The sequence below is a fragment of the Streptomyces sp. JLSY215 genome, from assembly GCF_059682825.1.
Genome location: NZ_CM185022.1, coordinates 3,588,965 through 3,614,258, shown reverse-complemented (window position 1 = coordinate 3,614,258; position 25,294 = coordinate 3,588,965). Strand labels below are relative to the sequence as shown.

25 protein-coding genes, 1 tRNA gene and 1 pseudogene are annotated in these 25,294 nt (G+C 71.6%); 14 read left to right on the top strand and 13 right to left on the bottom strand.

Annotation, left to right across the window (positions count from 1 at the left end; all coding sequences use genetic code 11):
* Positions 1 to 53: 53 nt before the first annotated feature.
* Complete coding sequence (locus tag AC5677_RS16035) at positions 54 to 2,762, top strand: penicillin acylase family protein (RefSeq protein WP_497195722.1); 2,709 nt, start codon at positions 54 to 56, stop codon at positions 2,760 to 2,762.
* 86 nt (positions 2,763 to 2,848) lie between these two features.
* On the opposite strand, the gene AC5677_RS16030 is transcribed toward AC5677_RS16035, so the two are convergent.
* Positions 2,849 to 3,505 (bottom strand): 5-formyltetrahydrofolate cyclo-ligase, encoded by a 657-nt coding sequence (locus tag AC5677_RS16030; RefSeq protein WP_497195721.1) that lies wholly within the window; start codon positions 3,503 to 3,505, stop codon positions 2,849 to 2,851.
* An 81-nt stretch (positions 3,506 to 3,586) separates the two neighbouring features.
* Between AC5677_RS16030 and galU the strand changes: the two genes are divergently transcribed.
* The 7 genes from galU to AC5677_RS15995 all read left to right on the top strand — a co-directional run bounded on the left by galU (position 3,587) and on the right by AC5677_RS15995 (position 8,843).
* Positions 3,587 to 4,489, top strand: a complete 903-nt coding sequence (gene galU, locus AC5677_RS16025; protein ID WP_497195720.1) for a UTP--glucose-1-phosphate uridylyltransferase GalU — start codon at positions 3,587 to 3,589, stop codon at positions 4,487 to 4,489.
* Positions 4,490 to 4,493: 4 nt separating this feature from the next.
* On the top strand, positions 4,494 to 5,810 hold the full coding sequence (gene glp, locus AC5677_RS16020; protein WP_497195719.1) for a molybdotransferase-like divisome protein Glp: 1,317 nt from the start codon (positions 4,494 to 4,496) through the stop codon (positions 5,808 to 5,810).
* A gap of 68 nt (positions 5,811 to 5,878) precedes the next feature.
* Positions 5,879 to 6,361, top strand: a complete 483-nt coding sequence (gene moaC, locus AC5677_RS16015) for a cyclic pyranopterin monophosphate synthase MoaC (protein ID WP_497195718.1) — start codon at positions 5,879 to 5,881, stop codon at positions 6,359 to 6,361.
* Positions 6,358 to 6,891, top strand: coding sequence for a MogA/MoaB family molybdenum cofactor biosynthesis protein (locus AC5677_RS16010; RefSeq protein WP_497195717.1), 534 nt, complete (start codon positions 6,358 to 6,360; stop codon positions 6,889 to 6,891). The genes moaC and AC5677_RS16010 overlap by 4 nt, the downstream gene beginning before the upstream one ends.
* A 14-nt stretch (positions 6,892 to 6,905) precedes the next feature.
* The gene (locus AC5677_RS16005) at positions 6,906 to 7,520 is read left to right on the top strand and encodes a GNAT family N-acetyltransferase (protein ID WP_497195716.1); all 615 of its coding nucleotides are present in this window, start codon (positions 6,906 to 6,908) and stop codon (positions 7,518 to 7,520) included.
* A 152-nt stretch (positions 7,521 to 7,672) separates the two neighbouring features.
* Complete coding sequence (gene sepX / locus AC5677_RS16000) at positions 7,673 to 8,695, top strand: divisome protein SepX/GlpR (RefSeq protein WP_497195715.1); 1,023 nt, start codon at positions 7,673 to 7,675, stop codon at positions 8,693 to 8,695.
* A 75-nt stretch (positions 8,696 to 8,770) separates the two neighbouring features.
* Positions 8,771 to 8,843: transfer RNA gene (locus tag AC5677_RS15995), tRNA-Ala, on the top strand.
* 267 nt (positions 8,844 to 9,110) lie between these two features.
* Here the strand turns inward: AC5677_RS15995 and AC5677_RS15990 are convergent.
* The 6 genes from AC5677_RS15990 to AC5677_RS15965 form a co-directional block, all read right to left on the bottom strand.
* Positions 9,111 to 10,427 carry a glycosyltransferase gene (locus AC5677_RS15990; RefSeq protein WP_497195714.1) on the bottom strand — a complete coding sequence of 439 codons (1,317 nt, stop codon included), beginning with the start codon at positions 10,425 to 10,427 and terminating at the stop codon, positions 9,111 to 9,113.
* Positions 10,428 to 10,497: 70 nt separating this feature from the next.
* Positions 10,498 to 11,286 carry a MerR family transcriptional regulator gene (locus tag AC5677_RS15985; protein WP_497195713.1) on the bottom strand — a complete coding sequence of 263 codons (789 nt, stop codon included), beginning with the start codon at positions 11,284 to 11,286 and terminating at the stop codon, positions 10,498 to 10,500.
* A gap of 177 nt (positions 11,287 to 11,463) precedes the next feature.
* The gene (locus AC5677_RS15980) at positions 11,464 to 11,856 is read right to left on the bottom strand and encodes a GntR family transcriptional regulator (RefSeq protein ID WP_497195712.1); all 393 of its coding nucleotides are present in this window, start codon (positions 11,854 to 11,856) and stop codon (positions 11,464 to 11,466) included.
* A 148-nt stretch (positions 11,857 to 12,004) separates the two neighbouring features.
* The gene (locus AC5677_RS15975; protein WP_497195711.1) at positions 12,005 to 13,018 is read right to left on the bottom strand and encodes an ABC-2 membrane transporter-related protein; all 1,014 of its coding nucleotides are present in this window, start codon (positions 13,016 to 13,018) and stop codon (positions 12,005 to 12,007) included.
* Positions 13,015 to 13,953, bottom strand: coding sequence for an ABC transporter ATP-binding protein (locus AC5677_RS15970; protein ID WP_497195710.1), 939 nt, complete (start codon positions 13,951 to 13,953; stop codon positions 13,015 to 13,017). The genes AC5677_RS15975 and AC5677_RS15970 overlap by 4 nt, the downstream gene beginning before the upstream one ends.
* 140 nt (positions 13,954 to 14,093) lie before the next feature.
* Positions 14,094 to 14,573: a GNAT family N-acetyltransferase gene (locus AC5677_RS15965; RefSeq protein ID WP_497195709.1), complete on the bottom strand. Its 480-nt coding sequence runs from the start codon at positions 14,571 to 14,573 to the stop codon at positions 14,094 to 14,096.
* 109 nt (positions 14,574 to 14,682) lie between these two features.
* Here AC5677_RS15965 and AC5677_RS15960 point away from each other — a divergent pair, with 109 nt between their 5' ends.
* Positions 14,683 to 15,486: an exodeoxyribonuclease III gene (locus tag AC5677_RS15960; RefSeq protein WP_497195708.1), complete on the top strand. Its 804-nt coding sequence runs from the start codon at positions 14,683 to 14,685 to the stop codon at positions 15,484 to 15,486.
* Between the two features lie 204 nt (positions 15,487 to 15,690).
* On the opposite strand, the pseudogene AC5677_RS15955 reads toward AC5677_RS15960, so the two are convergent.
* A pseudogene (locus AC5677_RS15955) lies at positions 15,691 to 15,873 on the bottom strand (CGNR zinc finger domain-containing protein); the annotation flags it as partial.
* Between AC5677_RS15955 and AC5677_RS15950 the strand changes: the two are divergent.
* The gene (locus tag AC5677_RS15950) at positions 15,832 to 16,854 is read left to right on the top strand and encodes an MFS transporter (protein WP_497195707.1); all 1,023 of its coding nucleotides are present in this window, start codon (positions 15,832 to 15,834) and stop codon (positions 16,852 to 16,854) included. The pseudogene AC5677_RS15955 and the gene AC5677_RS15950 sit on opposite strands and share 42 nt — an antisense overlap.
* 154 nt (positions 16,855 to 17,008) lie before the next feature.
* Here the strand turns inward: AC5677_RS15950 and AC5677_RS15945 are convergent, their stop codons facing one another.
* Entirely contained in the window at positions 17,009 to 17,980 is a 972-nt protein-coding gene (locus tag AC5677_RS15945; RefSeq protein ID WP_497195706.1) for an SDR family NAD(P)-dependent oxidoreductase, read from the bottom strand.
* A 55-nt stretch (positions 17,981 to 18,035) separates the two neighbouring features.
* On the opposite strand from AC5677_RS15945, the gene AC5677_RS15940 reads away from it, so the two are divergent.
* Complete coding sequence (locus tag AC5677_RS15940) at positions 18,036 to 18,458, top strand: MerR family transcriptional regulator (protein ID WP_497195705.1); 423 nt, start codon at positions 18,036 to 18,038, stop codon at positions 18,456 to 18,458.
* Positions 18,459 to 18,524: 66 nt separating this feature from the next.
* On the opposite strand, the gene AC5677_RS15935 is transcribed toward AC5677_RS15940, so the two are convergent.
* From AC5677_RS15935 to AC5677_RS15920, 4 genes are all read right to left on the bottom strand, one after another.
* Positions 18,525 to 19,760, bottom strand: coding sequence for a serine hydrolase domain-containing protein (locus AC5677_RS15935; RefSeq protein ID WP_497195704.1), 1,236 nt, complete (start codon positions 19,758 to 19,760; stop codon positions 18,525 to 18,527).
* A 151-nt stretch (positions 19,761 to 19,911) separates the two neighbouring features.
* Positions 19,912 to 20,301 carry a DUF1048 domain-containing protein gene (locus AC5677_RS15930; protein ID WP_497195703.1) on the bottom strand — a complete coding sequence of 130 codons (390 nt, stop codon included), beginning with the start codon at positions 20,299 to 20,301 and terminating at the stop codon, positions 19,912 to 19,914.
* A 2-nt stretch (positions 20,302 to 20,303) separates the two neighbouring features.
* The gene (locus AC5677_RS15925) at positions 20,304 to 20,633 is read right to left on the bottom strand and encodes a PadR family transcriptional regulator (protein ID WP_497195702.1); all 330 of its coding nucleotides are present in this window, start codon (positions 20,631 to 20,633) and stop codon (positions 20,304 to 20,306) included.
* 179 nt (positions 20,634 to 20,812) lie between these two features.
* Positions 20,813 to 21,556 (bottom strand): MerR family transcriptional regulator, encoded by a 744-nt coding sequence (locus tag AC5677_RS15920; RefSeq protein ID WP_497196642.1) that lies wholly within the window; start codon positions 21,554 to 21,556, stop codon positions 20,813 to 20,815.
* 327 nt (positions 21,557 to 21,883) lie between these two features.
* Between AC5677_RS15920 and AC5677_RS15915 the strand changes: the two genes are divergently transcribed.
* From AC5677_RS15915 to AC5677_RS15905, 3 genes are read left to right on the top strand one after another with little or no spacing between them, the layout of a single operon-like run.
* Positions 21,884 to 23,425, top strand: a complete 1,542-nt coding sequence (locus AC5677_RS15915; protein WP_497195701.1) for a flavin-containing monooxygenase — start codon at positions 21,884 to 21,886, stop codon at positions 23,423 to 23,425.
* Entirely contained in the window at positions 23,422 to 24,408 is a 987-nt protein-coding gene (locus tag AC5677_RS15910) for an alpha/beta fold hydrolase (protein ID WP_497195700.1), read from the top strand. Before AC5677_RS15915 ends, AC5677_RS15910 begins: the two co-directional genes overlap by 4 nt.
* Positions 24,405 to 25,292 carry an SDR family oxidoreductase gene (locus AC5677_RS15905; RefSeq protein WP_497195699.1) on the top strand — a complete coding sequence of 296 codons (888 nt, stop codon included), beginning with the start codon at positions 24,405 to 24,407 and terminating at the stop codon, positions 25,290 to 25,292. Before AC5677_RS15910 ends, AC5677_RS15905 begins: the two co-directional genes overlap by 4 nt.
* Positions 25,293 to 25,294 lie beyond the last annotated feature (2 nt).

The window sequence follows — 25,294 nt, the reverse complement described above, 5'->3', positions numbered from 1 at the left end:
CGTGCGCCTATGGTTGCTCCCAGCACTCCCACCCTGCCCCTCGAAGGACAGAGATGCCCGCCAACAAGTCCGGCCCTGCCCCAAAGAAGAAAAAGGGGCGGCGCGGCCGCCTCGTCGCCATCACGGTCGTGCTGCTGCTCGTGGCGGGCATCGGCTTCGGCGCGTACTGGAGCGTCAGTACCGTGCGCGCCTCGTTCCCGGAGACGACCGGATCGCTCAACCTCCCGGGGCTGACGAACCCGGTGACCGTCGCGCGCGACGGCAACGGCATCCCGCAGATCTACGCCGACACCGACGCGGACCTCTTCCGCGCCCAGGGCTACGTCCAGGCGCAGGACCGCTTCTGGGAGATGGACGTCCGCCGCCACATGACGGCCGGCCGCCTGTCGGAAATGTTCGGCAAGAGCCAGGTCAAGTCCGATGAATTCCTGCGCACGCTGGGCTGGCACCACGTGGCGCAGAAGGAGTACGACACCAAGCTGTCGCCGGAGACCAAGAAATATCTCCAGGCCTACTCCGACGGCGTCAACGCCTACCTCAAGGAACACCAGGGCTCGGCGCTGTCCCTGGAGTACGCGGCGCTGGACCTCGAGAACGACTACACGCCCCAGAAGTGGACGCCGGTCGACTCGGTCGCCTGGCTCAAGGCGATGGCCTGGGACCTGCGCGGCAACATGCAGGAAGAGATCGACCGCTCCCTGATGACCAGCCGCTTCACCCCGGAGCAGATCGCCCAGCTGTACCCGAAGTACCCGTACCAGCGGAACAAGCCGATCGTCGAGGGCGGTTCGGTCGACCCGGCCACCAAGACCTACCGGCCCAAGGGCTCGGCCAACGCCGCCCCGGCCGGCACCGCCACCGTGGGCCTGCAGTCGCAGCTCTCCGCGCTGTCCAAGACCCTCGACAAGGTCCCCGCGCTGCTCGGCCCCAACGGCAACGGCATCGGCTCCAACTCCTGGGTCGTCTCCGGTGAGCACACCGCCACCGGCAAGCCGCTGCTGGCCAACGACCCGCACCTGGCGCCGCAGATGCCCTCGCTCTGGTACCAGATGGGCCTGCACTGCCGCACCACCGGCCCCAAGTGCAACTACGACGTCTCCGGCTTCACCTTCTCCGGCATGCCCGGCGTCGTCATCGGCCACAACCAGAACATCGCCTGGGGCATGACCAACCTGGGCGCCGACGTCTCCGACCTCTACCTGGAGAAGATCAGCGCCGACGGGTACCTCTACGACAACAAGCAGCGCCCGTTCGTCACGCGCAAGGAGATCATCAAGGTCGCCGGCGGCGAGAGCCACAAGATCACCGTCCGGTCCACCAACAACGGACCGATCGTCTCCGACCGCGACGACGAACTGACCGGCGTCGGCAAGGACGCACCCGTACGCAACGCCGCCCCCGACCGCGGCGACGGCTACGCCGTATCGCTGCGCTGGACCGCCCTGGACCCCGGCAAGTCCATGGACGCCGTCTTCGAGCTCGACCGCGCCAAGGACTGGAGCGGCTTCCGCAAGGCCGCCGCACACTTCGAGGTCCCCTCGCAGAACCTCATCTACGCCGACACCAAGGGCAACATCGGCTACCAGGCGCCCGGCCGGATCCCGGTCCGCGGCGCCGGCGACGGCACCTACCCGGCGCCCGGCTGGGACCCGAAGTACGGCTGGAAGAGCTACATCCCGCAGCAGGCCCTGCCGTACGAGTACAACCCCAAGCGCGGCTACATCGTCACCGCCAACCAGGCCGTCATCGACGAGGGCAAGTACCCCTACCTCCTCACCAAGGACTGGGGCTACGGCGCCCGGAGCCAGCGGATCAACGACCTCATCGAGTCGAAGATCAAGGGCGGCGGCAAGGTCTCCACGGACGACATGCAGGCCTTCCAGAAGGACAACAGCAGCGAGATCGCCCGGCTGCTGACCCCGTACCTCACGAAGATCGACATCAAGGACAAGTACGTCCGCGACGCCCAGCAGCTGCTGGAGGGCTGGGACTTCACCCAGGAGCCCGACTCCGCCGCGGCCGCCTACTTCAACGCCGTCTGGCGCAACACCCTCAAGCTCGCCTTCGGCAACAAGATGCCCAAGGAACTGCGGCTCGAAGGACAGTGCCTCAACGTCCGCCCGGCCGATGAGACCGGCCCCGACGACGACCTGAACAAGCTGGTCCGCGAATGCGGCGAGCGGGCGGCCGACTCGGCGCAGCCCGACGGCGGCGACCGCTGGTACGAGGTCGTCCGCAAGATCCTGGACGACCCCCACAACGCCTGGTGGAAGACCGAGGACCGGCCCGGCCACCCCGGCGACAAGAACCGCGACCAGCTCCTCGCCGAGGCCATGAAGGACGCCCGCTACGAGCTGACCGCCAAGCTCGGCAAGAACATCGACAACTGGAGCTGGGGCCGCCTGCACCAGCTGTACCTGAACAACCAGACCCTGGGCACCGACGGCCCCGGCTTCCTGCAGGGCCTGTTCAACCGCGGCCCGTGGAACGTCGGCGGCGGCGAGGCCGCGGTCGACGCCACCGGCTGGAACGCCGCCGGCGGCTACAAGGTCACCTGGGTCCCGTCGATGCGGATGATCGTCAACCTCGGGGACCTCGACAAGTCCCGCTGGATCAACCTCACCGGCGCCTCCGGGCACGCCTTCAACGCGCACTACTACGACCAGACCGACAAATGGGCCAAGGGTGAACTGCTGCCCTGGGCGTCCGGCGAGGCGGCCGTCAAGAAGAGCACGAAGGAGACGCTGACGCTGTCGCCGTAAGGCCGCGGGCAGCACCGTCACCACCGCCGTCGGGCGGGCCGGGGATCCTCCGGCCCGCCCGACGGCGTTCCCGGCTCATGGCGGCCTCAGGCGGGGCCCCGGAAGCGGTGCACCCCCGACGGCGTCACCGCCGCATGCACCGGCCGGTCGTGCGCCTCGGCCGGTACGGCCTCCAGCACCTCCGAGTCGTACAGCAGCACCACCAGCGACGCGTTCGCCCCGGCCCGTTCCAGCCGCTCCAGCACCCGGTCGTAGGACCCGCCGCCGCGACCCAGCCGCAGCCCCCGCCCGTCCACCGCGAGCCCCGGCAGCAGCACCACACCGGCCTCCGTGACGGCCTCCGGCCCGAGCCGCCCGCCGGCCGGCTCCAGCAGCCCCCAGCCGGCCCGGACGAGCCGCTCGGCGCCCTCGTACACCGCCCAGTCGAGATCGTTGTCCGGCAGCAGCACGGGCAGCAGCACCCGCACGCCCGCCGCCCGCAGCCGGTCCAGCAGCGGCAGCGTGGCGGGCTCGTTACCGATGGACACATACGCGGCAACGGTCGGCCGGACGGCCGGGCCGGAGGACGTGTCCGCCCCCGCGGCCCCCGCCACCGCCCGCAATTCCGTCAGTTCCAGCGTCCTCCGGGCGAGCGCGGTACCCGATGCCGCCACGACATCGGGCGGCAACGCTCTCCTCACCTCCAGGAGGTCTCGCCGCAACCTGCGCTTCCTATCGTGATCGGATTCGTGACCAGAGTTCATTTGTGGCCCCTTGCTCCGCTCTCATGCTCTATTCACCAGACCCTCATCATCGTTCCGATAGGGCCGGTTATGGTGTCGCGCATGACTCCATCGCACACGCGGATCAGCAAGGCTGTCATTCCGGCAGCCGGCCTCGGCACCCGGTTTCTCCCCGCCACGAAGGCCACACCCAAGGAGATGCTCCCGGTCGTCGACAAGCCCGCCATCCAGTACGTGGTGGAGGAGGCCGCCGCCGCCGGACTCTCGGACGTACTCATGGTCACCGGCCGCAACAAGCGCCCCCTCGAGGACCATTTCGACCGCAACTACGAACTCGAAGAGGCGCTGCACCGCAAGGGTGACGAATCCCGGCTGGCGAAGGTCCAGGAATCCAGCGACCTGGCGACCATGCACTACGTACGGCAGGGCGACCCCAGGGGCCTGGGCCACGCCGTCCTGTGCGCCGCCCCGCACGTCGGCGACGAGCCCTTCGCGGTCCTCCTCGGCGACGACCTCATCGACCCCCGCGACCCGCTGCTGCAGCGCATGATCGAGATACAGGCACAGCACGGCGGCTCCGTCATCGCCCTGATGGAGGTCGACCCGGCGCAGATCCACCTCTACGGCTGCGCGGCCGCCACGCCCACCGGCGACGACGACGTGGTCGTGGTCTCCGACCTGGTGGAGAAGCCGGACCCCGCCGAGGCCCCCAGCAACCTCGCCATCATCGGCCGCTATGTCCTCGACCCGGCCGTCTTCGAGGTGCTGCGCAAGACCGAACCGGGCCGCGGCGGCGAGATCCAGCTGACCGACGCCCTCCAGGCACTGGCCGCCGACCCGGCCCTCGGGGGCCCCGTACACGGCGTCGTCTTCAAGGGCCGGCGGTATGACACCGGCGACCGTGGCGATTACCTGCGTGCCATTGTCAGACTGGCATGCGAACGTGAAGACCTGGGCCCGGACTTCAGGGCCTGGCTGCGCAGTTACGTCACCGAGGAGATGTAGGACGTTGAACGGCACCACCGACCAGACCCGCCACCAGGACCGCGTCTGGTCGGTGGCCGAACACCTCGACGACGTCCTGTCGAAAATCCCGCCACTGGAGCCGATCGAGCTGCAACTCCTCGACGCCCAGGGCTGCGTCCTGGTCGAGGACATCACGGTCCCCGTCGCCCTGCCGCCCTTCGACAACAGCTCCATGGACGGCTATGCCGTCCGGGTCGCCGATGTCGCGGGCGCCACCGACGACTTCCCCGCGACCCTCACCGTCATCGGCGATGTCGCGGCGGGCAGCGGCGACCTCCCCGCGGTCGGCCCCGGCGAGGCGGCCCGCATCATGACCGGCGCCCCCGTGCCGCCCGGCGCCGAGGCCGTCGTCCCCGTCGAATGGACCGACGGCGGCAGCGGCCAGGGCCCGGCCGCCGGCATGCGCGCCCACAGCGCCGCCCCCCAGGACGCGACCGGCGAGGTCCGCGTCCACCGCCCCGTGGCGGCCGGCGCCCATATCCGCGCCCAGGGCAGCGACGTCTCCGCGGGCGAGCCGGCCCTGCGCGCCGGTACGGTCCTCGGTCCGTCCCAGATCGGCCTGCTCGCCGCCATCGGCCGCGGCACGGTACGGGTCCGGCCCCGCCCCCGGGTCGTGGTGATGTCCACCGGCAGCGAACTGGTCCAGCCCGGCGAGGCGTTGGGCCCCGGCCAGATCCACGACTCCAACAGCTTCCAGCTCACCGCCGCCGCCCGCGCCGCCGGCGCCATCGCCTACCGCGTCGGCGCCGTCGCCGACGACGCCGAGTCCCTCCGCGCGGCCCTGGAGGACCAGCTCATCCGCGCCGACATCCTCGTCACCAGCGGCGGCGTCAGCGTCGGCGCGTACGACGTGGTCAAGGAGACGCTGACCGACTTCTCCGCCGAGGAGGGCATGGTCGAATTCCGCAAGCTGGCCATGCAGCCCGGCAAGCCCCAGGGCTTCGGCCTCATCGGCCCCGACCGCACCCCCCTCATGGCGCTCCCCGGCAACCCCGTCAGCTCCTACGTCTCCTTCGAACTCTTCGTCCGCCCCGCCATCCGCACCCTGATGGGCCTGCCGGACGTCCACCGCCCCACCGCCCGGGCCGAGTGCACCGAGCCCATCGCCTCCTCGCCCAAGGGAAAGCGGCAGTTCCTGCGCGGCTCCTATGACCCGGAGGCCGGCAAGGTGACCCCGGTGGGCGGCACGGGCTCCCACCTGATCAAGGCCCTCGCCCACGCCAACGCCCTGATCATCGTCCCGGAGGACACCACCGAGGTGGCCGCCGGCGGGGAGGTGGAGGTCGTCCTGCTCGGGTAGCCGCCGACCGGTGCGGGTACGGTGTCGTCCCACAGGCGCGGCACGGCACGGTCCGGACCAGGAGAACGATGAGCAGCGGCCAGCAACACCTCACCCACATCGACGCCGCGGGCGCGGCCCGGATGGTCGACGTATCGGAGAAGGACGTCACCGCCCGCACCGCCCGTGCCCGCGGCCGGGTCCTGGTATCGCCGCGCGTCATCGAACTGCTGCGGGGCGAGGGCATGCCCAAGGGCGACGCCCTCGCCACGGCCCGGATCGCCGGCATCATGGGCGCCAAGCGCACCCCCGACCTGATCCCGCTGTGCCACCCCCTCGCCGTCTCCGGCGTGAAGCTGGATCTGACCGTCACCGACGAAGCGGTCGAGATCGCCGCAACGGTCAAGACCACCGACCGCACCGGCGTCGAGATGGAGGCGCTGACCGCCGTCTCCGTCGCCGCCCTCACCGTCGTCGACATGATCAAGGCCGTCGACAAGGCAGCGGTGATCTCCGACATCCGCGTCGAGGAGAAGACCGGCGGCAAGTCCGGCGACTGGAGCCGGCCGTGAGCTCCCCCCACCCGGATCCGCACCCCGCCGCGGCGCCCCGCCGCGCCCTGGTCGTCACGGCCTCCAACCGCGCCGCCGCCGGCGTCTACCCCGACAAGGGCGGCCCGCTCCTCGCCGAGGGCCTGACCGCCATGGGCTTCGCCGTCGACGGCCCCCAGATCGTCCCCGACGGCGACCCGGTGGAAGCCGCGCTGCGCGCCGCCGTGGACGCCGGTTACGCCGTCGTGCTGACCACCGGCGGTACGGGCATCTCGCCCACCGACCGCACCCCCGAGGCCACCCGCCGGGTCCTTGACCACGAGATCCCCGGCATCCCCGAGGCCATCCGCGCGGCCGGCCGCGAAAAGGTCCCCACCGCGGCGCTCTCCCGAGGCCTGGCGGGCGTGGCCCGCACCACCGTGATCGTCAACCTCCCCGGCTCCACGGGCGGCGTCCGCGACGGCCTGGCCGTCCTCGCCGACCTCCTCCCGCACGCCGTCGACCAGGTCCACGGCGGCGACCACCCCAGACCCACCGGGAGCCCGAGCTGAACGCGTTCTGGCCGGTGGTCCTCGCCGAGGGCGAGGTCACCCTCCGCCCGATAAAGCTGCGCGACCAGCGCCCGTGGCGTGAGGTCAACCGCCGCAACCGCGACTGGCTGCGCCCCTGGGAAGCCACCATCCCGCCGCCCCCGCCCGGCACACCGCCGCCGCACCGCCCCACGTACCGCCAAATGGTGCGCCATCTGCGCGCCGAGGCACAGGCCGGGCGGATGCTGCCGTTCGTCATCGAATACCAGGGCCGCCTCGCCGGACAGCTCACCGTTGCCGGTATTACCTGGGGCTCGATGTGCTCGGGCCATATCGGCTACTGGGTGGACCAGGAAGTCGCCGGCCGCGGTGTCATGCCGACCGCCGTGGCGCTCGCCGTCGACCACTGCTTCCGCGCCGTAGGGCTGCATCGCATCGAGGTCTGTATTCGGCCGGAAAACATCCCCAGCCGGCGCGTGGTGGAAAAGCTCGGCTTCCGCGAGGAGGGCATCCGCCCGCGCTATCTGCACATCGACGGCGCCTGGCGTGACCACGCGGTATTCGCGCTGACCGCGGAAGAAGTACCGGAAGGCATGCTGAACCGCTGGCGGCAGCACCGGCCCAGCACACCCGGCACATCCCATAAATAAAATAAATGTTCGAATAGCATGTCCGGCCTGACCTGATTCACGACCTGGTCGTCCTTACCATCACAAAAAAAGTTCGAGATATCAGCCAGATCGTGCGACACACCGGCCCAATTGGCGGATGGCCCCGCGCAAACCCCTCTACCGTGTGAGTTGTGAGAAGCAGCGGCCTCATCTACGCAGTCATCGTCGGGGCCTGGGCTGCCTATTTGGTGCCGATGTGGCTCCGTAGGCAGGACGAGCTGAATGAGGCCCGTCCGACCGAACGCTTCAGCACTGCCATCCGGCTGCTGTCCGGACGTGCGGCCATGCAACGCCGTTACGACAAGGGGCAGGAGGAGCGTCCCGCCGACGATGCCGGCGACGAGCAGCACCCGGACGCCCCGGCCGAGGAGCCGGACCCCGGGCCCTTCGTCGATCCCGAACCGGCGGCCGAGGCCCCGCTCACCCGGGTGCAGCCGACGCCGCCCCGCCCCTCCCTCTCCGAACGCACCAAGCGCGCCAAGGTCCTCGCCCGGCGCCGGCGCACCATCACCATCCTCTTCCTCGCCTTCACCGTCGGCGCCGTCGCCGCCGCGGTCGGCGGCCTCCCCTTCCTCTGGGCCCCCGCCGCCCCCGCCGCCCTCCTCACCGCGTACATCGTCTACCTCCGCGTCCAGGAGCGGCGCCGCTTCACCTTCACCATGGACCAGCGCAAGGCAGAAGCGGCGGCGCAACGGCTGCGGGAGGGCCGGCCCCGCCCTCAGCAGGCGGCCGACCAGCCGCCCGCCGACGACCACCAGCCCGACGCCCGCGCTGACGCCCCGGCCGAGGCCGCCCCGGAGCCGCCCCGCCCGGCCGCTCCCACGCCCCCGCACACCGCGGGCCGGCGCGCCCTCGTCGAGGAGACCGACCACGCCGAGTGGGTCGACCAGCAGCGCGAGCGCGAGCGTCCCCGCCCCGCCTCCGGCAGCTGGGAGCCGGTCCCGGTACCCCTCCCCACCTACGTCACCGCCCCGGTGGCCCCCCGCGCCACCAGTCACGTCGACCTCGACGCCGACGACGCCTGGAGCTCCGCCCGCTCCAGCGCCGCCCCCGACCACACCCAGACCGACACCCCCACCCGCCGCCCCCGCGGCCGCACCCCCCTCTTCGACCAGTACGAGGACGAGGACCGACCCCGCGCGGCGAACGAGTGACGGCCCTCCGCTGACCAGCACCGGAAGCGATTTCCGAGCACCGCGACCGAGATGCTAGAGTTTCACTCGTCGCAAGGGCCTGTGGCGCAGCTGGTAGCGCACCTCGTTCGCAACGAGGGGGTCAGGGGTTCGAGTCCCCTCAGGTCCACCGCACGTCAAAGCCCCCACCGGGAAGATCCGGTGGGGGCTTTTTCGTGCTGTGCGGCGGCGGGGCACAGCAACCGGGCGGCGCTGCCGCGGGACGGGTCCGTAGGGGGTCGGGTGCGCCGTACGTGCCGTGCGGGCGGGGCGGGCGAGGGGCGGCTGGGGCCGGTTCGATCGCGCTCAACTCGGGTGTCCGGTATGGGGCGGTGACGGTGCCGTGGGTGACGTGCGTGGTCCGAAGGCCCGGAGCGTGGCGGTCGCGGGGTCCGGCCTAACCGGCCAGGCGGTCGACGGTCTTGGTGACCGCGCCGGCGCCGTCCTCGCGGGCGAGGCGCCGGGCGGCGTGGGTGGCACGTTCGCGGAGGGCGGGGTCCGTGGTGGCCCGGGTGAGGGCTTCGGCGAGGCGGCTGACGGCGTTGTCCGCGGCGAGGTCCTGGAAGGGGATCGGGGCGGTGGCGGCGCCGAGGGCGGCCAGACGGGCGGCCCAGAAGGGCTGGTCGGCGGTGACGGGGACGGGGACGGTCGGGGCCCCGGCGCGCAGGCCCGCGGCGGCGGTGCCGGCGCCGCAGTGGTGGACGACGGCGGACACATGGGGGTGGAGGAGGGCGTGGGGGACCTCGCCGATGGTGAGGATGTCGGGGGTGGGGTGGGGCCCGGGGGCGGCGTCGGCGGCGTCGGCGGACAGGTTCGCCCAGCCGGACTGGAGGATGCCGCGGACCTTGGCGCGGCGTAGCGCCCGTACGGCCAGGGCGCTCAGCCGTTCGCCTTCGCCGGCCGCCATGCTGCCGAAGCCGATGAGGACCGGGGGCGGGCCCGAAGCGAGGAAGTCCCGTATCTCGGAAGGGAGTTGGGCGTCCGGGGCGTGCCAGGGCCACCAGTTCCCGACGACGTCCAGGCCGGCGCGCCAGTCGGCGGGGCGGGGTACCAGGACCTCGCTGAAGCCGTACAGAACGGGTGCGTTGGCCGCTTCGGCGCGGCGGCGGACGGTACGGGGTGTGGCGGGCGGCAGGCCGAGGCGGGTGCGCAGGTCGCGGGTGGCGTCGGCGTAGAGGCGGTCGATGACGCGGAGGGAGAGGCGGCCCGCGGCGCGGTTGCCCCAGCGGCCCAGGGAGCGGCCGCCGCTGATGACGGGGGCGAAGTCGCCGGTGGGGGCGTTGGGGACGAGGGGCAGGTCCAGGCAGGGGATGTCCCTCGCCTCGGCGAGGTGCCGGCCGAGGGGGGCCGTGGTGGTGGAGAGCAGGAGGAGTTCGGTGTCCTCGCGCGCGGCTTCGGCGAGGCCGCCGCCCAATTGCCGGATGAAGGCGGTGGCCTGGCGCATCAGGGCCCGGTTGCCGCCGGTCGCGGCGGGCCGCTCCGGCTCGGCGGAAGCGGCGGCGGAAGCGGCGGCCGAAGCGGAAGCGGCGGCGCGGACGGTGCGGGGGTCGGCCGGGAGGCGCCGGAATTCCAGGCCGGCGGCCCGTGCGAGAGGGGCGTAGGCGTCGTGGGTGGCGAGCGCGACCTCGTGGCCGGCGTCCCGGAGACGGGCGCCGACTCCGGTGTACGGGGCGACGTCGCCGTAGGAGCCGGCGGCGGCGATCAGGATCTTCATGGGGTGCAACCCTCGGGTGCTGGTGGGTAGTTGGCGGTTGGCGGGGAGGGTGCGGGGGCGTGCCCGGAGCTCAGGCGTCCCGCTGGGTGTCCGCCTGGCGTACCGCGTTCGCGTGGATGGCCGTGCGCAGGTACGAGGCCAGGCCGGGGCGCTGTTCGCTCGGCGGGACGAGCAGGGCGAAGGCGCGGGGATCGGCGGCGAAGTCGTCGGCGATCCGGCCGTGCATATCGGTGGGGCACGGGGTGAACCAGCGGCTGATGTGCCGGCGGTGTTCCTCGGCGAGGTCCATGGCCCGTTCGCCGTCCGCCGGTTCCTCGGTGTCAAAGGCGGCGGTGAGGCGTTCTCGCCACGCGGCGGCCTCGGCCATGATCTGCGCCCAGTCCTCCTTGGAGTGCGCGTCGGCCCGTGCCATGGAGCGCCGGTGTCCCTCGCTGTCCCGCCACTTCAGCTGCGCCTCGGTGGCGTAACTGAGGTCGAAGGAGACCTCGCCGAAGACCTCGAACCGCTCCTCGGGCGTCAGCCGCACACCGGTCTGCTGGACCTCCATGGCCTGCTCGGCGACCTCGACCAGCCGCTGCAGCTTGGTGATCTCCTCGTTGAGGAGCCGGTGCCGGGCGCGGAGCTGGTCGAGGGCGTTGGCCTGGGGGTCCTCCAGGATGGTGGCGATCTCGTCGAGGGGGAAGCCGAGTTCCCGGTAGAAGAGGATCTGCTGGAGCCGGGCCAGGTCGGCGTCGCCGTAAAGGCGGTAGCCGGCGGGGCTGCGGTCGCTGGGGGAGAGCAGCCCGGTCTTGTCGTAGTGGTGCAGGGTGCGCACCGTCACCCCCGCCAAGCGGGAGACCTGCCCGACCGAGTAGCCCATTCCAGCGCCTTCCGTCCCCTGTGTCTCCGCGTGCCCCGGTGGTGGTCACCCGGTGGCCCGTGCCGTCGATCAGAGTGCGGCCTGACGTCGGGTGAGGGTCAAGCGGGGAGGAGCGAGAGGAGAGGAGGGGAGGGGGACGGGAGGCGGGCCGGGAGGCGGGGCGATGCGTCGGGCCGCTCACTCGTCCGGGTAGCACTCCTGCAGCACGGAGTTCAGCAGCGCCCGTACGTCTTCCCGTTCCAGCCCCTCCGCCCGCGCCCGGTCCATCCAGGCGCGCAGTTCCGCGCGGAGCCGGGCGTCCGCCGCGGAGTCGGGGCGGGCGAGGGTGCGGCTGACGAAGGTGCCGAGGCCGGGGCGGGGTTCGACCAGGCCCTCGCGTTCCAGTTCGCGGTACGCCTTGAGCGTCGTATTGGGATTCACCTTGGTCGTGGCGGCGACCTGCGCGGCCGTCGGCAGGCGGTCGCCCTCCACCAGGATGCCCAGCCGTAGCGCCTGCTGGACCTGCTGGACGATCTGGAGATAGGTGGCGACGCCGCTACGGCGGTCGATCCGGAACTCCACGACGTTCACCGCCTCTCTGCTGCTTCCACCGGGGCCGGCGTCCCCGGCCGCGGACCGGCCCCGCACCGCTTGATGATCGGGTCGCCCGTGCCGGGTGTCAAAGCGCCGCCCGGCGGGTGACCGGCCCCGCCTGACGGCCGCTCACCCCAGGTGCCGTTCAGAGCGGCCGCCTACGGGCCCGCCACACGATCAGCGCGAGCACGATCACGGCCGCGGCCAGCAGGATTCCCGCGCCGAGCCACTGCATCCCCGCCATCTGGCCGTAGTCGAAGTACTGCACGACGCGGTTGACGATGCCCAGCTTCGCCCGGCAGGCCTCGGAATCGTGGGCGCCCGAGCAGGTGCCGAAGCCGTAGAGCCTGCCGTTCGCGGTGGCCACCCACTGGTCGATCTCGACGGCGCCGCGCGGCAGGCCGGGGGAGTGCTCGGACCCCTCGGGGTAGGTCATGCTGCGCAGCGGGGCGAGCCGGTCGCGTACCTTCTGCGACCAGACCATGAGGGTGACGAAGGAGAAGACGGCGGTGGCCGCCATCGCGGGCACCACCCGCTTGATCAGCATGCCGAAGCCGATGCCGCAGGCGGTCAGGAACAGGGTCATGGCCGGCAGGACGGGGCCCGCGCCTTCGAACGCCCCACCGTGGAGCCAGTCGCCGAACGAGGCCAGTTCATGGGCCGGGGACCACAGCCAGTGGAAGACGGCCGCCAGCACGGTGGTGCTCAGCGTCGCGGCGGCCAGCGGCAGACCGAGTGTGGCGGCGAACCAGCGGCCGCGGCCGACCGACTGGGTGGTGACCAGCTTGAGGGTGCCCTGCTCCTGCTCGCTCGCGATGAGCGGTGCGCCCAGGAAGACGGCGACGAGGGCGGGCAGGTACTCCAGGAACCCGGTGTCGCGGTTGAACATCGAGTTGAACTCGTTCTGGAACGTGTTGAGCAGGTCGCCCTCGCTGTCGGGCGTCGCGCCGTGTGCGTGCAGGAAGTCCATCACGCCCGTCCGCTCGTAGGCGAAGAGCGCGCAGGCGCCGATGGTGATCAGCACGCCGGCGATCAGCAGGTTGCGGTGGCGCCGGTAGACCACCCAGGGCAGTCCGCGCAGCAGGCGGCGGCGCGGTGCGCCGGCTTCTGTCGTGCCGTTCGCCGGAGCGGCCGGGGAAGCTGTGCTCGTCGTGCTCATGCCGCAACCTCCTGCGGGTCGTCGATGCGTGCCTCGTCCGCGATCAGGGTCGGCGCGTCGGGCGAGCGGAGATACCCCAGCAGGACCTCCTCCATGCTCGGCGGTACGGCGTCCCAGCTGTCGGCGAGCGGGCCGTTCGGCCGCACCAGGGCGGTGAACTGGCGCCCGCTGACGCGGGATTCGATGACGGTGTGCTCCCAGAACAGCTCCTCGGGAACCCCGCCCCGCCCGCCGTCGGCCACGGTCACGCCGGTCACCAGCAGATGCGCCGGCACCAGCTCCTCGCTCTGCCCCGCCATCCGCAGCCGGCCCTCCGCCAGCACGACGAGGTAGTCACACATGTCCTCGATCTCGGCGAGCATGTGGGACGACATCAGGACGGACGTTCCCTGCTCGGCGGCCTCGGCCATCAGCAGGCCGGACAGCTCGTGCCGGGCGAGCGGGTCGAGGTCGGACATCGGCTCGTCGAGGAGCAGCAGGTCGGGCCGCTTGCCGAAGGCGAGCGCGAAGGCGATACGGGTGCGCTGGCCGCCCGAGAGGGTGCCGACGCGGGCATCGAGGGGCACGTTCCCGGACCGCACGATCCGCTCGGCCAGCGCCTGGTCCCAGCGTGGATTCAGCTCGCGGCCCAGGCGCAGGGTCTCGGCCACCGTGAAGCGCGGGTAGAGGGGCTTGTCCTGGGAGAGGAAGGCGACGCGCTCCAGTACGGCGGGATCGGAGACCGGCACGCCGAACAGCTTCAGGCTCCCGGCCGTCGGCTGCACCAGCCGGGTCGCGACCCCCAGGAGGGTGCTCTTGCCCGCTCCGTTCGGGCCGACCAGGGCGCAGATGCGACCGGCCGGGAGGCGGAAGGAGCAGTCCCGCAGGGCCCAGCCGCGACGGTATTTCTTCCCCAGGCCCGTCGCCTCGATCGCCCATGGGTTCGGCTCGCGCACCCGGATCCCCCCTTTAGCTAGTTGATTAGTGGAATGAGTATGGAGAGCGGCCCGGAGGTGTGTCAACCAAGTGCGGGCGCGCCCCGTGCCGCCTACGGTGCCGTCGCCCTACGGCCCCGTCGTTCCACCGACCCGTCGCCCTACAGCGCCTTCACCAGGCACCGGCTCGTCTCGTACGTCCGGTAGTAGCCGAACTTCTCCCGCTTCTCCACCAGGCGGTAGCCGCTGGAGGCATACAGCGCGAGCGCTTCCTGCTGCTCGGTGCCGGTCTCCAGGACCATGCGGATACGGCCCGCGGCGCGCGCATCCTCCTCCAGGTCGGCGAGGATCCGCCGGGCGAGCCCCCGCCCGCGCGCCTCCGGGATCACGAACATCCGCTTGATCTCGGCGTCGCCCGCCCGGTAGCCCTCCGCGACGTCTTCCTGGAGCCGCCAGCCCCCGGTGGCCAGCGGGCGCCCGTCCTCGTACGCGAGGAGGTAGATGCCGTGCGGCGGGGCGAACATCTTGGGGTCCAGCCGGGTGCGGTCGACGTCGCCGTACCGGCGGATGTATTCCTGCTGGACCTGCTCCTCGAGCGCGACCGCGTCGGGGTGGTCGTAGCGGGTGAGGCGTATCTCCATTTCGCGCATCGTACGGGTGTCCGAGTGGCCGGGGCGAGAAGCCCAGGCGAGCGGCCCGGACGCCCTTCGCGTAGGCTGCGCTGCCGCCAGCGCGATGAGGGAGTTTGTGTTGCTGACTGTGACGACGGTGAATGTGAACGGGCTGCGCGCCGCGGCCAAGAAGGGCTTCGTGCCGTGGCTGGCGGAGACCGCGGCCGATGTGCTGTGCCTCCAGGAGGTGCGCGCCGAGGCCGGCCAGCTGCCGGACGAGGTACGTGACCCCGAGGGCTGGTTCGCCGTGCACGCCCCGGCCGCCGCCAAGGGCCGGGCCGGTGTCGCGCTGTACACGCGGCGGGAGCCGGAGCGGGTGCAGGTGGGCTTCGGTTCGGCGGAATTCGACGACAGCGGCCGCTACATCGAGGCCGATCTCCCCGGCGTGACCGTCGCCAGCCTCTACCTCCCCTCCGGCGAGGTCGGCACCGAGCGCCAGGACGAGAAGGAACGCTTCCTGGCGGAGTTCCTCCCCTACCTCGTCGACCTGCGGGAACGCTCCGCGGCGGACGGCCGCGAGGTCGTGGTCTGCGGCGACTGGAACATCGCCCACCAGGAGGCGGACCTCAAGAACTGGAAGGCCAACCAGAAGAAGTCCGGCTTCCTCCCGGAGGAGCGCGCCTGGCTCACCGACGTCCTGGACGAGACCCGCGGCGGCTACGTGGACGTCGTCCGCAGCCTGCACCCGGACACCGAGGGCCCGTACTCGTGGTGGTCGTACCGGGGCCGCGCCTTCGACAACGACTCGGGCTGGCGGATCGACTACCAGATGGCCACGCCCGGCCTGGCGCGGCGGGCGGCGAAGGCGTATGTGGAGCGGGCGGCCAGCTATGACCAGCGGTGGAGCGATCACGCTCCGGTGACGGTGGCGTACGAGGGCTGAGCGGCGGCCGAGGAGCGGCGGCCGCCGGCCGGCCGCTCGGGCGCCGCTGCTCGGCGCCCCGCTCGCGGCAGGAGCCCCACGGTGAACGACTCCCCACCCAACCCGCCGGGCCTGCGTCCGTAGGGCGCCGGCCACGCGTACCCCGGCCAGGAGGAGTCGCTGAGACCCTGTCCCATCACGTCCAGCACGTACGGATTGCGGCGTTCACTGGCGTTGGCGGGCGGCGTAGCGGCGGGCTTTGGTCCGGTTGCCACACAGGCGCATGGAGCACCAGCGGCGACTGTGGTTCTTGGACGAGTCCCAGAAGGCGCCGCGGCAGGTGTGCTCGGCGCATCTCTTGAGCCGGTGAATCTGGCCCGTGAGGACGAGGGTGGTCCAGGCGATGGCCTGGTTGTTGCCGGGTTGCTCGCCCTGGCCGCCGGTAACGCCGTCACCATCCCGGCCCTCTATGCCGCGGGCCTCGCGCTCGGTGTCGCCGAGGTGGTCGCGCTGACCTCGGCGGCCACGCTCGTCCCGTCCGCCGTCGCTCCGGCGGGCCGGGAGCGGGCCAATGCCTGGCTGGCGGGAGCCGAAACCGTCTGCAACGAGTTCTGCGGCCCCTTTGTGGGCGGACTTCTCATCGCCGCCGGTGTCGGTGCCGCGCTGGGCTGGACCGGTGCCGGCTATCTGCTCGGCACGCTGATCCTGGTCTTCCTCGTGGGCCGCTTCGACCCGGCCCCCGGGACCACCCGTCCTTCTGGCTCGGTCAACCAGAGCATCGCCGAGGGACTCCGCTGCCTGTGGCAGCAGCCCCTGCTCCGCCTGATGGCGCTCGCCCTGACCGTTCTGTGCGCCTGCTGGGGCGCTTGGCTCGCCCTCATCCCCCTGGTCGCCACCCACCTGATGGGTCTGAAACCCGGCCAGTACGGCATCCTGCTGAGCGCGCTCGGCGCCGGTGGCCTGGTCGGCGCGCTCACCGTCACCACCGTCAACCGCCTGCTTGGCCGCCGCTGGTCGATGCTCGCCGACCTCATCGGCACGGCCGCCATGGTCGCCGCACCCGTGTTCACCACCAACCTGTGGATCGTAGGCACCGGCGCCTTCCTCGGCGGCATGGGCGGCATCCTGTGGACCGTCAACTCCCGCACCATCAGCCAACGCCTCGTCCACCCAGGCATGCTCGGCCGCTACAACGCCGCCGCACGCCTGTTCAGTTGGGGCGCCATGCCCCTGGGAGCTGCCCTCGTCGGCGTCCTCGCCCAATGGAGGGGAATGCGCACCGCCTTCGCGCTCTTCGCCGTCGCGGCCCTGGTCACCGTCGTGCCGTTCCTCAAAACAGCGACCCCCGCCGCCCTGGCGGCAGCCGACCCACCCGAAACGACCGCCTGACCACGGCCTGTCGGCAAACGATGGCGAGCCCTTGTGCCCCCAGGGGCGGATTGCCGGGCGGGTTTGCCCGGGACGGCCGTGACGAGCCCGAGGCCGCCGCGGGCCGCGCCGTCTGCCGCAACAGCAGGCAGCGCGGCATCCGCGGGGCGCGGGTTCATCGGGTGATCGGCGTGGCGCCGGTCGCGGCAAGAGACAGGTCCCAGAGGCGGGCTGCCTCGTCGGGGTCGACGGCGTAGGCGCGGACGCCACCGTCGTCCATGGGGGTGCCGGGGGCGGAGACGCGGGCGACGTCGCAGTCTTCCAGGTAGAGCCCGCCGCGGCCGCCGAGGAGCGGGGACGTGGCGGCCCACAGGCCGGTAGCGGCCCCCTGGGAGGCGGTCTTGAAACCCTCGCCGATGACGTTGCCGTGCTCGTCCACCCAGCCGCGGTCGATCTGCTCCTGCAGCGCCATCTCCCGCTGGAGCCCGGTGATGATCTTGCCGGGGTGGAGGGTGAACGCGCGGACGCCGTCGCCTTGCCCAAGGGCGTCGAGATGTACCGCGAACAGGGCGTTGGCAGTCTTGGCCTGGCCGTAGGCCAGCCACTTGTCGTAGCCGGTGCGGAAGTGCGGATCGTGCCAGCGGATGCCGGTCAGAGTGTGTCCGGCGGAGCTGTTGACGACGACGCGCGCGCCGTCTGCGGCGGCCAGGAGCGGGTAGAGCTCGCAGGCGAGGGCGAAGTGCCCGAAGTGGTTGGCGGTGAGCTGGCCTTCCCAGCCGGGCCCGACGCGCCGCTCCGGAGTGGCCATGACTCCGGCGACGGCCATCAGGAGCTCGAGCCGGTCGAGACGGTCGCTGATGTGCGCGGCGGCCGTGCGCACGCTGTCGAGGTCGGCCAGGTCCATGGGGATGACCTCGCAGTTCTTCACCTCCTTCAGAGCGGCACGAGCGACGTCGGGGCGGCGGGCGGGAACGATGACCCGGGCTCCGGCGGCCGTCAGAGCCCGAGTCGTCGCCAGGCCGAGCCCGGAGTAGCCCCCGGTCACCACGGCAGTCCTGCCGAAAAGGTCATGACCCGCCACGACGTCCTCGGCGGTGGTGGCAGCGGAGAAGGGAGAACCGAGCGGCTGCTGATCAGTAATGGTCATGCCGCTGACGCTACGATCTAGAGCGAGGTCTAGATCAAGTCCAGGAGTGAGCGGCATGACGACCACCGAGGATGCCGTGCAGTCGCTGAGCATCGGCGAGGTGGCCGGGCGGACCGGGCTGAGCGTGCATGCCCTGCGTTTCTACGAGCGCGAGGGCCTGCTCGTCGGACCGGTCCAGCGCACGTCGGGCGGCCGACGGCGCTACACCTCCTTCGATGTCGAATGGCTGCTGATCTGCGTCAAGCTCCGCGAATCCGGCATGCCGCTCGCCGACCTCAAGCGCTTCGCCGAACTGGTACGCCACGGACCGGGCAACGAGGCGGAACGCCTACGGCTGCTCGATGCCCATCGACAGCGCGTCGACGCACAGATCCAGGCGCTGGAGGAGTGCCGGTCCGTCATCGCCTGGAAGGTCGGCGTCTACGCCGAGCACCTCGCCCGCGGGGAAGCCGGCGGACTCTGGGACCCGACACCCTGACGCAAGCCCGGACAGCCGCATCGTGTGCGCTGCGCCGGCGGATGGGACCACGACCAGGCGGATGGGTCAGGCGTCGATTGCCTGGTAGAGGGTGGTCCAGAAGTCCTGCATGGCCCGCGCCGAATCCGGGGTGGACATCCCGGTCTGGGTGAGCAGGATGCCGACGAGCTGGTTGTCCGGGTCGGCGTAGGTCGTGGTGCCGGCTCCGCCGTCCCAGCCGAACTGGCCGATGGGCGCGTAGTCGCCGCGGTAGGTGCGCACCGTCATCCCGAAGCCCCAGCCGCCGGTCTGTCCCTGACCGTGTGACAGGTGGACGACGCTGCGCGCCCAGGCCTGCAGGGCGGCTGTCTGCTCGGGCGTGAGGCGGTTGGTGGTCATCAGCTCGACGGCGGGCCGGGACAGGATCCGCTGGGTGCCGTGCATCCCGTGGTGGAGCAGCATCCGGAAGTAGGCGTGGTAGTCGTCGACGGTGGAGTCGAGTCCGCCGCCGCCGGACTGGAACGCCGGAGGCTTGCTGTGGTGTCCCCCCTCGGCCGGGTCCTCCACGGTGAACTCTCCGGTCCCCGGATCGGGGGCGTACAGGGGCGGCAGCCGGTCGATCTTGTCGGCGGGCACGTGGAAACCGGTGTCCTTCATGCCCAGCGGATCGAAGATGCGCTCGCGCAGGAACGCCTCGAACGACCGGCCGGTGACCCTGGCGACGAGCACGCCGAGCACGTCGTCGCTGACGTTGTACAGCCACCGCTCCCCGGGCTGGTACATCAGCGGAAGCGTGCCCAGGCGGCGCATCCACTCATCCGGCTCCACCGCCGGCAGCAGCCATCCGTTTTCGCCGTAGACCCTCTGCGCGAAGAACGCGCCCATCATCGGGGAGCCCGTCGCCGTCATGTCCAGCCCGAGTCCGCAGGTGGAGCTGAGCAGGTCCCGTACGGTGATCGGGCGCCGCGCCGGCACGGTGTCGTCCAGCGGGCCGTCGGGCCTCTTCAGCACCTGTCGGTCGGCCAGTTCCGGCAGCCACTGATCTATCGGGTCGTCAAGTCGCAGTCGGCACTCGTCCAACAGGACCATCGTCGCCGCGACCGCGACCGGCTTGGTCGTCGAGGCCATCCGGAAGATGGTGTCCCGGCGCATCGGCGCGCCGCCGTCATGGCGCATCGTCCCGATCGCTTCGACATGCGTCTCCTCGCCCCGGCCGACCAGGGCGACGAGTCCGGGGAGCTTCTTGGACTCGACATGCGCTTCCAGTACCTCGCGCAGTCGGCGCAGCCCTGCTTCGGACAAGCCGTTGTTGCCGTTTCTCATCGTGAATCTCCTTGTGCGCAGTGGTCGGTCCCGACGGTGCCGCGGGCATGCGGCGAGAGGCGGCCGGCCGGGGACGGTCCCGCGGTCGCGTGGTGCGGACAGGCGATGAAATGGGTGCTCGTCCCCTGGGGGGCGATGTGCTGAGGCGCGATCAGACCGTCTTGTCTTCGTTTCCGGTCTCGCTACCGGCGGCGCGCTCGATGTCGTCGGTCAGCCGCTTCCGCGCACGCGCGGGGACGTAGCCACCCTCCGAGTAGTTCTGGGCGAACGCCTCGGCGAACTCCACCGGGTCCTCCCCGACGATCTCGCGGATCGGCGTTCCGTCCGCCGCGCCCTGTTCAAGCAGGTCGGCGAGGTCTTCGAACATCGACGCATTGCTGTCGCCGTCGATCGGCACGAAGTTCATCAGGTACCGCTCGATGGCTTCGGCCGCCGTGCGGTAGTTCTCGGGAAGCTCCTTGACGCGCGCCCTGTACGCCCGCCAGCGCTTCTTGGGGCCGATCACCTTCGAGAGGATGCCGCTCTTTTCGCCATCGGACATGGCTACTTTCCCCCTTCGCGGAGCTGGTCCAGTCGTTCCGCGAGGAAGCTCCACGTCCTCCAGAACTCTTCGAGGTACTCCCGCCCCTGAGCGTTGAGGGAGTGCACCTTGCGTGGTGGTCCCTTCTCGGAGGGGACCTTCTCCACGTCGACGAGGCCGCGCTTCTCCATCCTGATGAGCAGCGCGTAGATGGTTCCTTCGGCGATGTCCGAGAAGCCCTGCTCCCGCAGCCGTGCCGTGATCTCGTAGCCGTAGGCGGGCCGGCCGGACAGGGACGCGAGGATGATGCCCTCCAGCGTGCCCTTGAGCATCTCCGTCAGCAGCTTGGCCATGGAACACCTCCTCCCTGTGCTAGTCAGCGTCATTGAGTACCGGTATACCGTAACGCTGACTACCGGTACTTAGCAAGACGGATTAGCGGGAGGGGGTGGTGCCGCGAGCGCTCGGTTCGGCGGCGCACCCGGAGAACTTCATGATCCTGAAGGCGGCGGGATGAGCGGGCGGGGCATCCTCACGCCCGCCCGGCCTCCGGTCCGTCCCCCTCGCCCCCGCCGCATGCCCGCAGCCACTGCTCGATCTCGGCGCGTACGCGGCGGTCCATGGCCATGGACAGTTCGGCCTCGACGACGCCCTTGGTGAGGGGGCGGAGTTTGTCGATGAGTTCGGCGATGCCGTCGACCTCCTGGGCGGTGGGGGTGTGGTCCAGGACGTCGGCGAGGAGGTGGGTGCGGATGAGGTTGCTGAAGAGGAGGGCCAGGGCGTCGGCGTGGACGCGGACCTGGCGGGCGGATTCCAGGACGGCGGCCAGCGGGATGCCCTTGTCGACGAGCTCGGTGGAGGCGTCCAGGAGGCGGCGGCTGATGTGGACGAACTCGTCGCCGTCGACGGCGAGATAGCCCATGTCGAGGGAGGTGGTGAGGTTCTCGGGGGTGACGTCGTCGCTGAAGTGGTCGGCCAGTTCCTCGGGGGTCAGCCGGACCGGGGTCTCCTCGGACCACGGGGTGACGAGCGTGGCGTCCAGGCCGAGGAGTTCGCCGACGTCGCGGCCGCTTTCGAAGGCGGTGAGGAGTTCGCCGATGCCGCCGAGGGTGTGGCCGCGTTCCAGGAGTGCGCCGATGGTGCGCAGGCGGGCGAGGTGGTGTTCGTTGTACCAGGCGATCCGGCCCTCGCGGCGCGGTGCGGGGATGAGCTTGCGCTCGCGGTAGAAGCGCAGCGTGCGGACCGTGATGCCGGCTTCCTTGGCGAGGTCGGCCATGCGGAATTCGCGGGAAGGGGACGGCGCGCGGGGCGGCGAGGGGGACGGCGCGGAGGGAGCGCCGTGCCCGGTTGCGTCGGCGTCCGGGCGTGCCGGCCCGTTCCCGTGCCCCTTCGCGGTCTCGTTCTCGTTCGCTGCCACCCGTTCACCCTATGCCGGGGCCGGTCCCGCCGGGGCGGAGTGCAACCGGCGGTAACTTCCTGGCGCCCGACCCCTACCGCTCGGTACGGAGCTGCCTTACGCTCCCCTCAGTCAATCGTGCCAGTGATTGCTGGCACGGTTGGGCGAAGGCTGGTGAAGGTGGCGTCGAACTCGGGAGGCGGCGGGATGGCCGAGCACGAGCAGGAGCGGGAGCACGTGCGGGTGGCGGTGATCGGATCGGGATTCGGTGGCCTGGGCGCGGCCGTACGGCTGCGCCGGCAGGGAATCACCGACTTCGTGGTCCTGGAACGGGCCGATGCGGTGGGCGGCACCTGGCGGGACAACAGCTACCCGGGGTGCGCCTGCGATGTGCCCTCGCATCTGTACTCGTTCTCCTTCGCGCCGAACCCGGAGTGGCCGCGGAACTTCTCCGGGCAGGCACACATCCGCGCGTACCTGGAGCGGGTGACGGACACCTTCGGCCTGCGCCCGCACATCCGCTTCAACTCCGAGGTGCGCAGCCTGCGGTGGAGCAACGAGGAACTGCACTGGGAGATCGACACGCCCCAGGGGGCGCTCACCGCGGACGTGGTGGTCTCGGCCACCGGGCCGCTGTCCGACCCCAAGCTGCCGGACGTGCCGGGGCTGGACTCCTTCCCGGGCAAGGTCTTCCACTCCGCGCGCTGGGACCACGACTACGACCTGCGCGGCAAGCGGGTCGCGATGATCGGCACCGGGGCGTCGGCGATCCAGATCGTGCCGGCCATCCAGCCCGAGGTCGGCCGGCTCACCGTCTTCCAGCGCACGCCCCCCTGGGTCATGCCGCGCGCCGACCGCAGGATCACCGGAGTGGAGCGCTGGCTGCACACCAAGGTCCCCGCGACCCGGGCGCTGCGCCGCCGGCTGCTGTGGGGCATCCGCGAACTGCAGGTCAGCGCGTTCACCAAGCGGCCCAACGAGCTCGGCCTGATCGAGAACCTCGCCGCGGCCCATATGCGCAAGGTCATCAAGGACCCGGCGATGCGCGCCCGGCTCACCCCCGACTACCGCATCGGCTGCAAGCGCATCCTGCTGTCCAACAGCTGGTACCCGGCGCTGGCCAAGCCCAATGTCGACCTGGTGTCGTCCGGGCTCAAGGAAATCCGCGGCAACACGCTCGTCGCCGCCGACGGTACGGAGACCGAGGCCGACGCGATCATCTTCGGCACCGGCTTCCACGTCACCGATATGCCGATCGCCCAGCGGGTCACCGGCGCCTACGGCACCACCCTCGCCGAGGAGTGGAAGGACGGCATGGAGGCGCTGCGCGGCTCCAGCGCCGCCGGCTTCCCCAACTTCCTCACCATCATCGGGCCCAACACCGGCCTCGGGAACAGCTCGATGATCCTGATGATCGAGGCCCAGCTGAACTACATGGCCGACTTCCTGCGCCAGCTCGACATCCTCGGCGGCCGGATCGCGCTCGGCGCCCGGCCGTCCGCGGTGCAGGAGTGGACCCGGACCATCCAGCAGCGCATGCAGCGCACGGTGTGGAACACCGGCGGCTGCGACAGCTGGTACCTGGACGCCAGCGGGCGCAACACGACCGCATGGCCGGGGACGACGGCGGAGTTCCGGCGGGTGACCCAGCAGGTGGATCTCGCGGAGTACGAGGTGCTGCGGCCCCCGGCCGCACCGTCCGGGGACGCGGAACCGGCCGCGCCGCTCACCAAGGAGGTGGCCGCATGAGCCGCCCCGCGCACCTGACCACCGGTCCGTACGCGCCGCCCGTGCCGCGCGGCACGACCACCGTCACCTCCGCCGACGGAGCCCGCCTCTACGCCGAGGTCCACGGGCCCGAGGACGCCCCCGCCGTCGTCCTCGCCCACGGCTGGACCTGCTCGACCGCCTTCTGGGCCCCGGTCGTCCGCGACCTCGCCGCCGACCACAAGGTGGTCGTCTACGACCAGCGCGGGCACGGGCGCAGCCCTGCGGTGAGCGCCGCGGGGTACAGCACCCGGGCCCTCGCCGACGACCTCGTCGCCGTACTGGAGGCGACGCTGGAGACGGGCGAACGCGCCGTCGTCGGCGGGCACTCCATGGGCGGCATGACGATCATGGCCGCCGCGGAGCGCCCGGAGCTGCGCGAGCGGGCCGCCGCGGCCCTGCTGTGCAGCACCGGAAGCGCCGGACTGCCCACGGAATCGCGGGTGTTCCCGCTGCGCACCCCGCAGGGCCGGCGCCGCGCACACCGGCTGCTGCTGCACTCGCGCGCCCCGCTCGGCCCCGTCTCGCCGCCCGCCAAATGGGCCCTGCGGTACGCCACCATGGGCGCCGGCGCCACCGCCGAGCAGATCGAGGCCTGCGCGCGGATCGTGCACGCCTGCCCGCCGCGCGTACGGGCCCGCTGGGGCAAGGTGCTGGCCGGGCTCGAACTGACCGGCGGGGTGGCCCGGCTGGAGATGCCGACCACCGTCCTCGCCGGCACCGCCGACCGCCTCACCCCCTTCGTGCACGCCCGCCGGCTGGCCTCCGTGCTCCCCGACTGCCGGGGCGTGACCGAGCTGCCCGGCCTGGGCCATATGACCCCCATCGAGGACCCCGGCGCGGTCGGCGGCCGCCTCCGGGAACTCGTACGCGATCACCTGACCACCACCGATGCCGAGGCCGGGCGGGCCGCGGCGGCCACCGCCCCCCGCGGCAAGCGGCAGAAGAAGGAGAAGACGGCGTGAGCACGAGCAGGAGCAGGAGCCTGGACGGGCAGGTCGTGGTGGTGACCGGCGCGGCGCGGGGCGTCGGCGCGCTGCTGGCACGCAAGCTGTCGGCCCGCGGGGCGACGCTGGCGCTGGTCGGCCTGGAGCCGGAGGAGCTGCAGAAGGTGGCCGCCTCGCTGCACGGCGCGGCGCACCACTGGTACGCCGATGTCACCGACCACGAGGCGATGGCCCGGGTCGCGGACGAGGTCAAGGACCGCTTCGGCAAGGTCGACGTGGTCGTCGCCAACGCCGGAGTGGCCACCGGCGGGCCGTTCGTCGACTCCGACCCGGTGGCGTGGAAGCGGGTCATCGAGGTCAACCTGATAGGCGGCGCGGTCACCGGCCGGGCCTTCCTGCCCGTACTGATGGCGTCCCGCGGCTACTTCCTTCAAATTGCCTCGCTCGCCGCGATCACCCCGGCGCCGATGATGACCGCGTACTGCGCCTCCAAGTCGGGCGTCGAGGCGTTCGCGCACAGCCTGCGCGCGGAGGTCGGCCACAAGGGCGTACGGGTCGGCGTCGGCTATCTGAGCTGGACCGACACCGACATGGTGCGCGGCGCCGACCGGGACGACATCATGCGCGAGCTGCGCTCCCGGCTGCCCTGGCCGTCGAACAAGACCTATCCGCTGGGCCCCGCCGTCGACCGGATCGTGGCGGGCATCGAGCGCCGCTCGCCGCATGTCTACGGGCAGTGGTGGCTGCGCGGGATGCAGTCGCTGCGCGGCTATCTGCCGTCGGTCATCGGGTCGGTGGGCCAGCGGGAGGTACGCCGCTTCGGGGACCGGCTGGACGGGATGCGGATCGGGCTGGTCGGCGCGGGCGGGGAGGCGGACGAGAAGGCGCGCGCGGACCGGTAGGA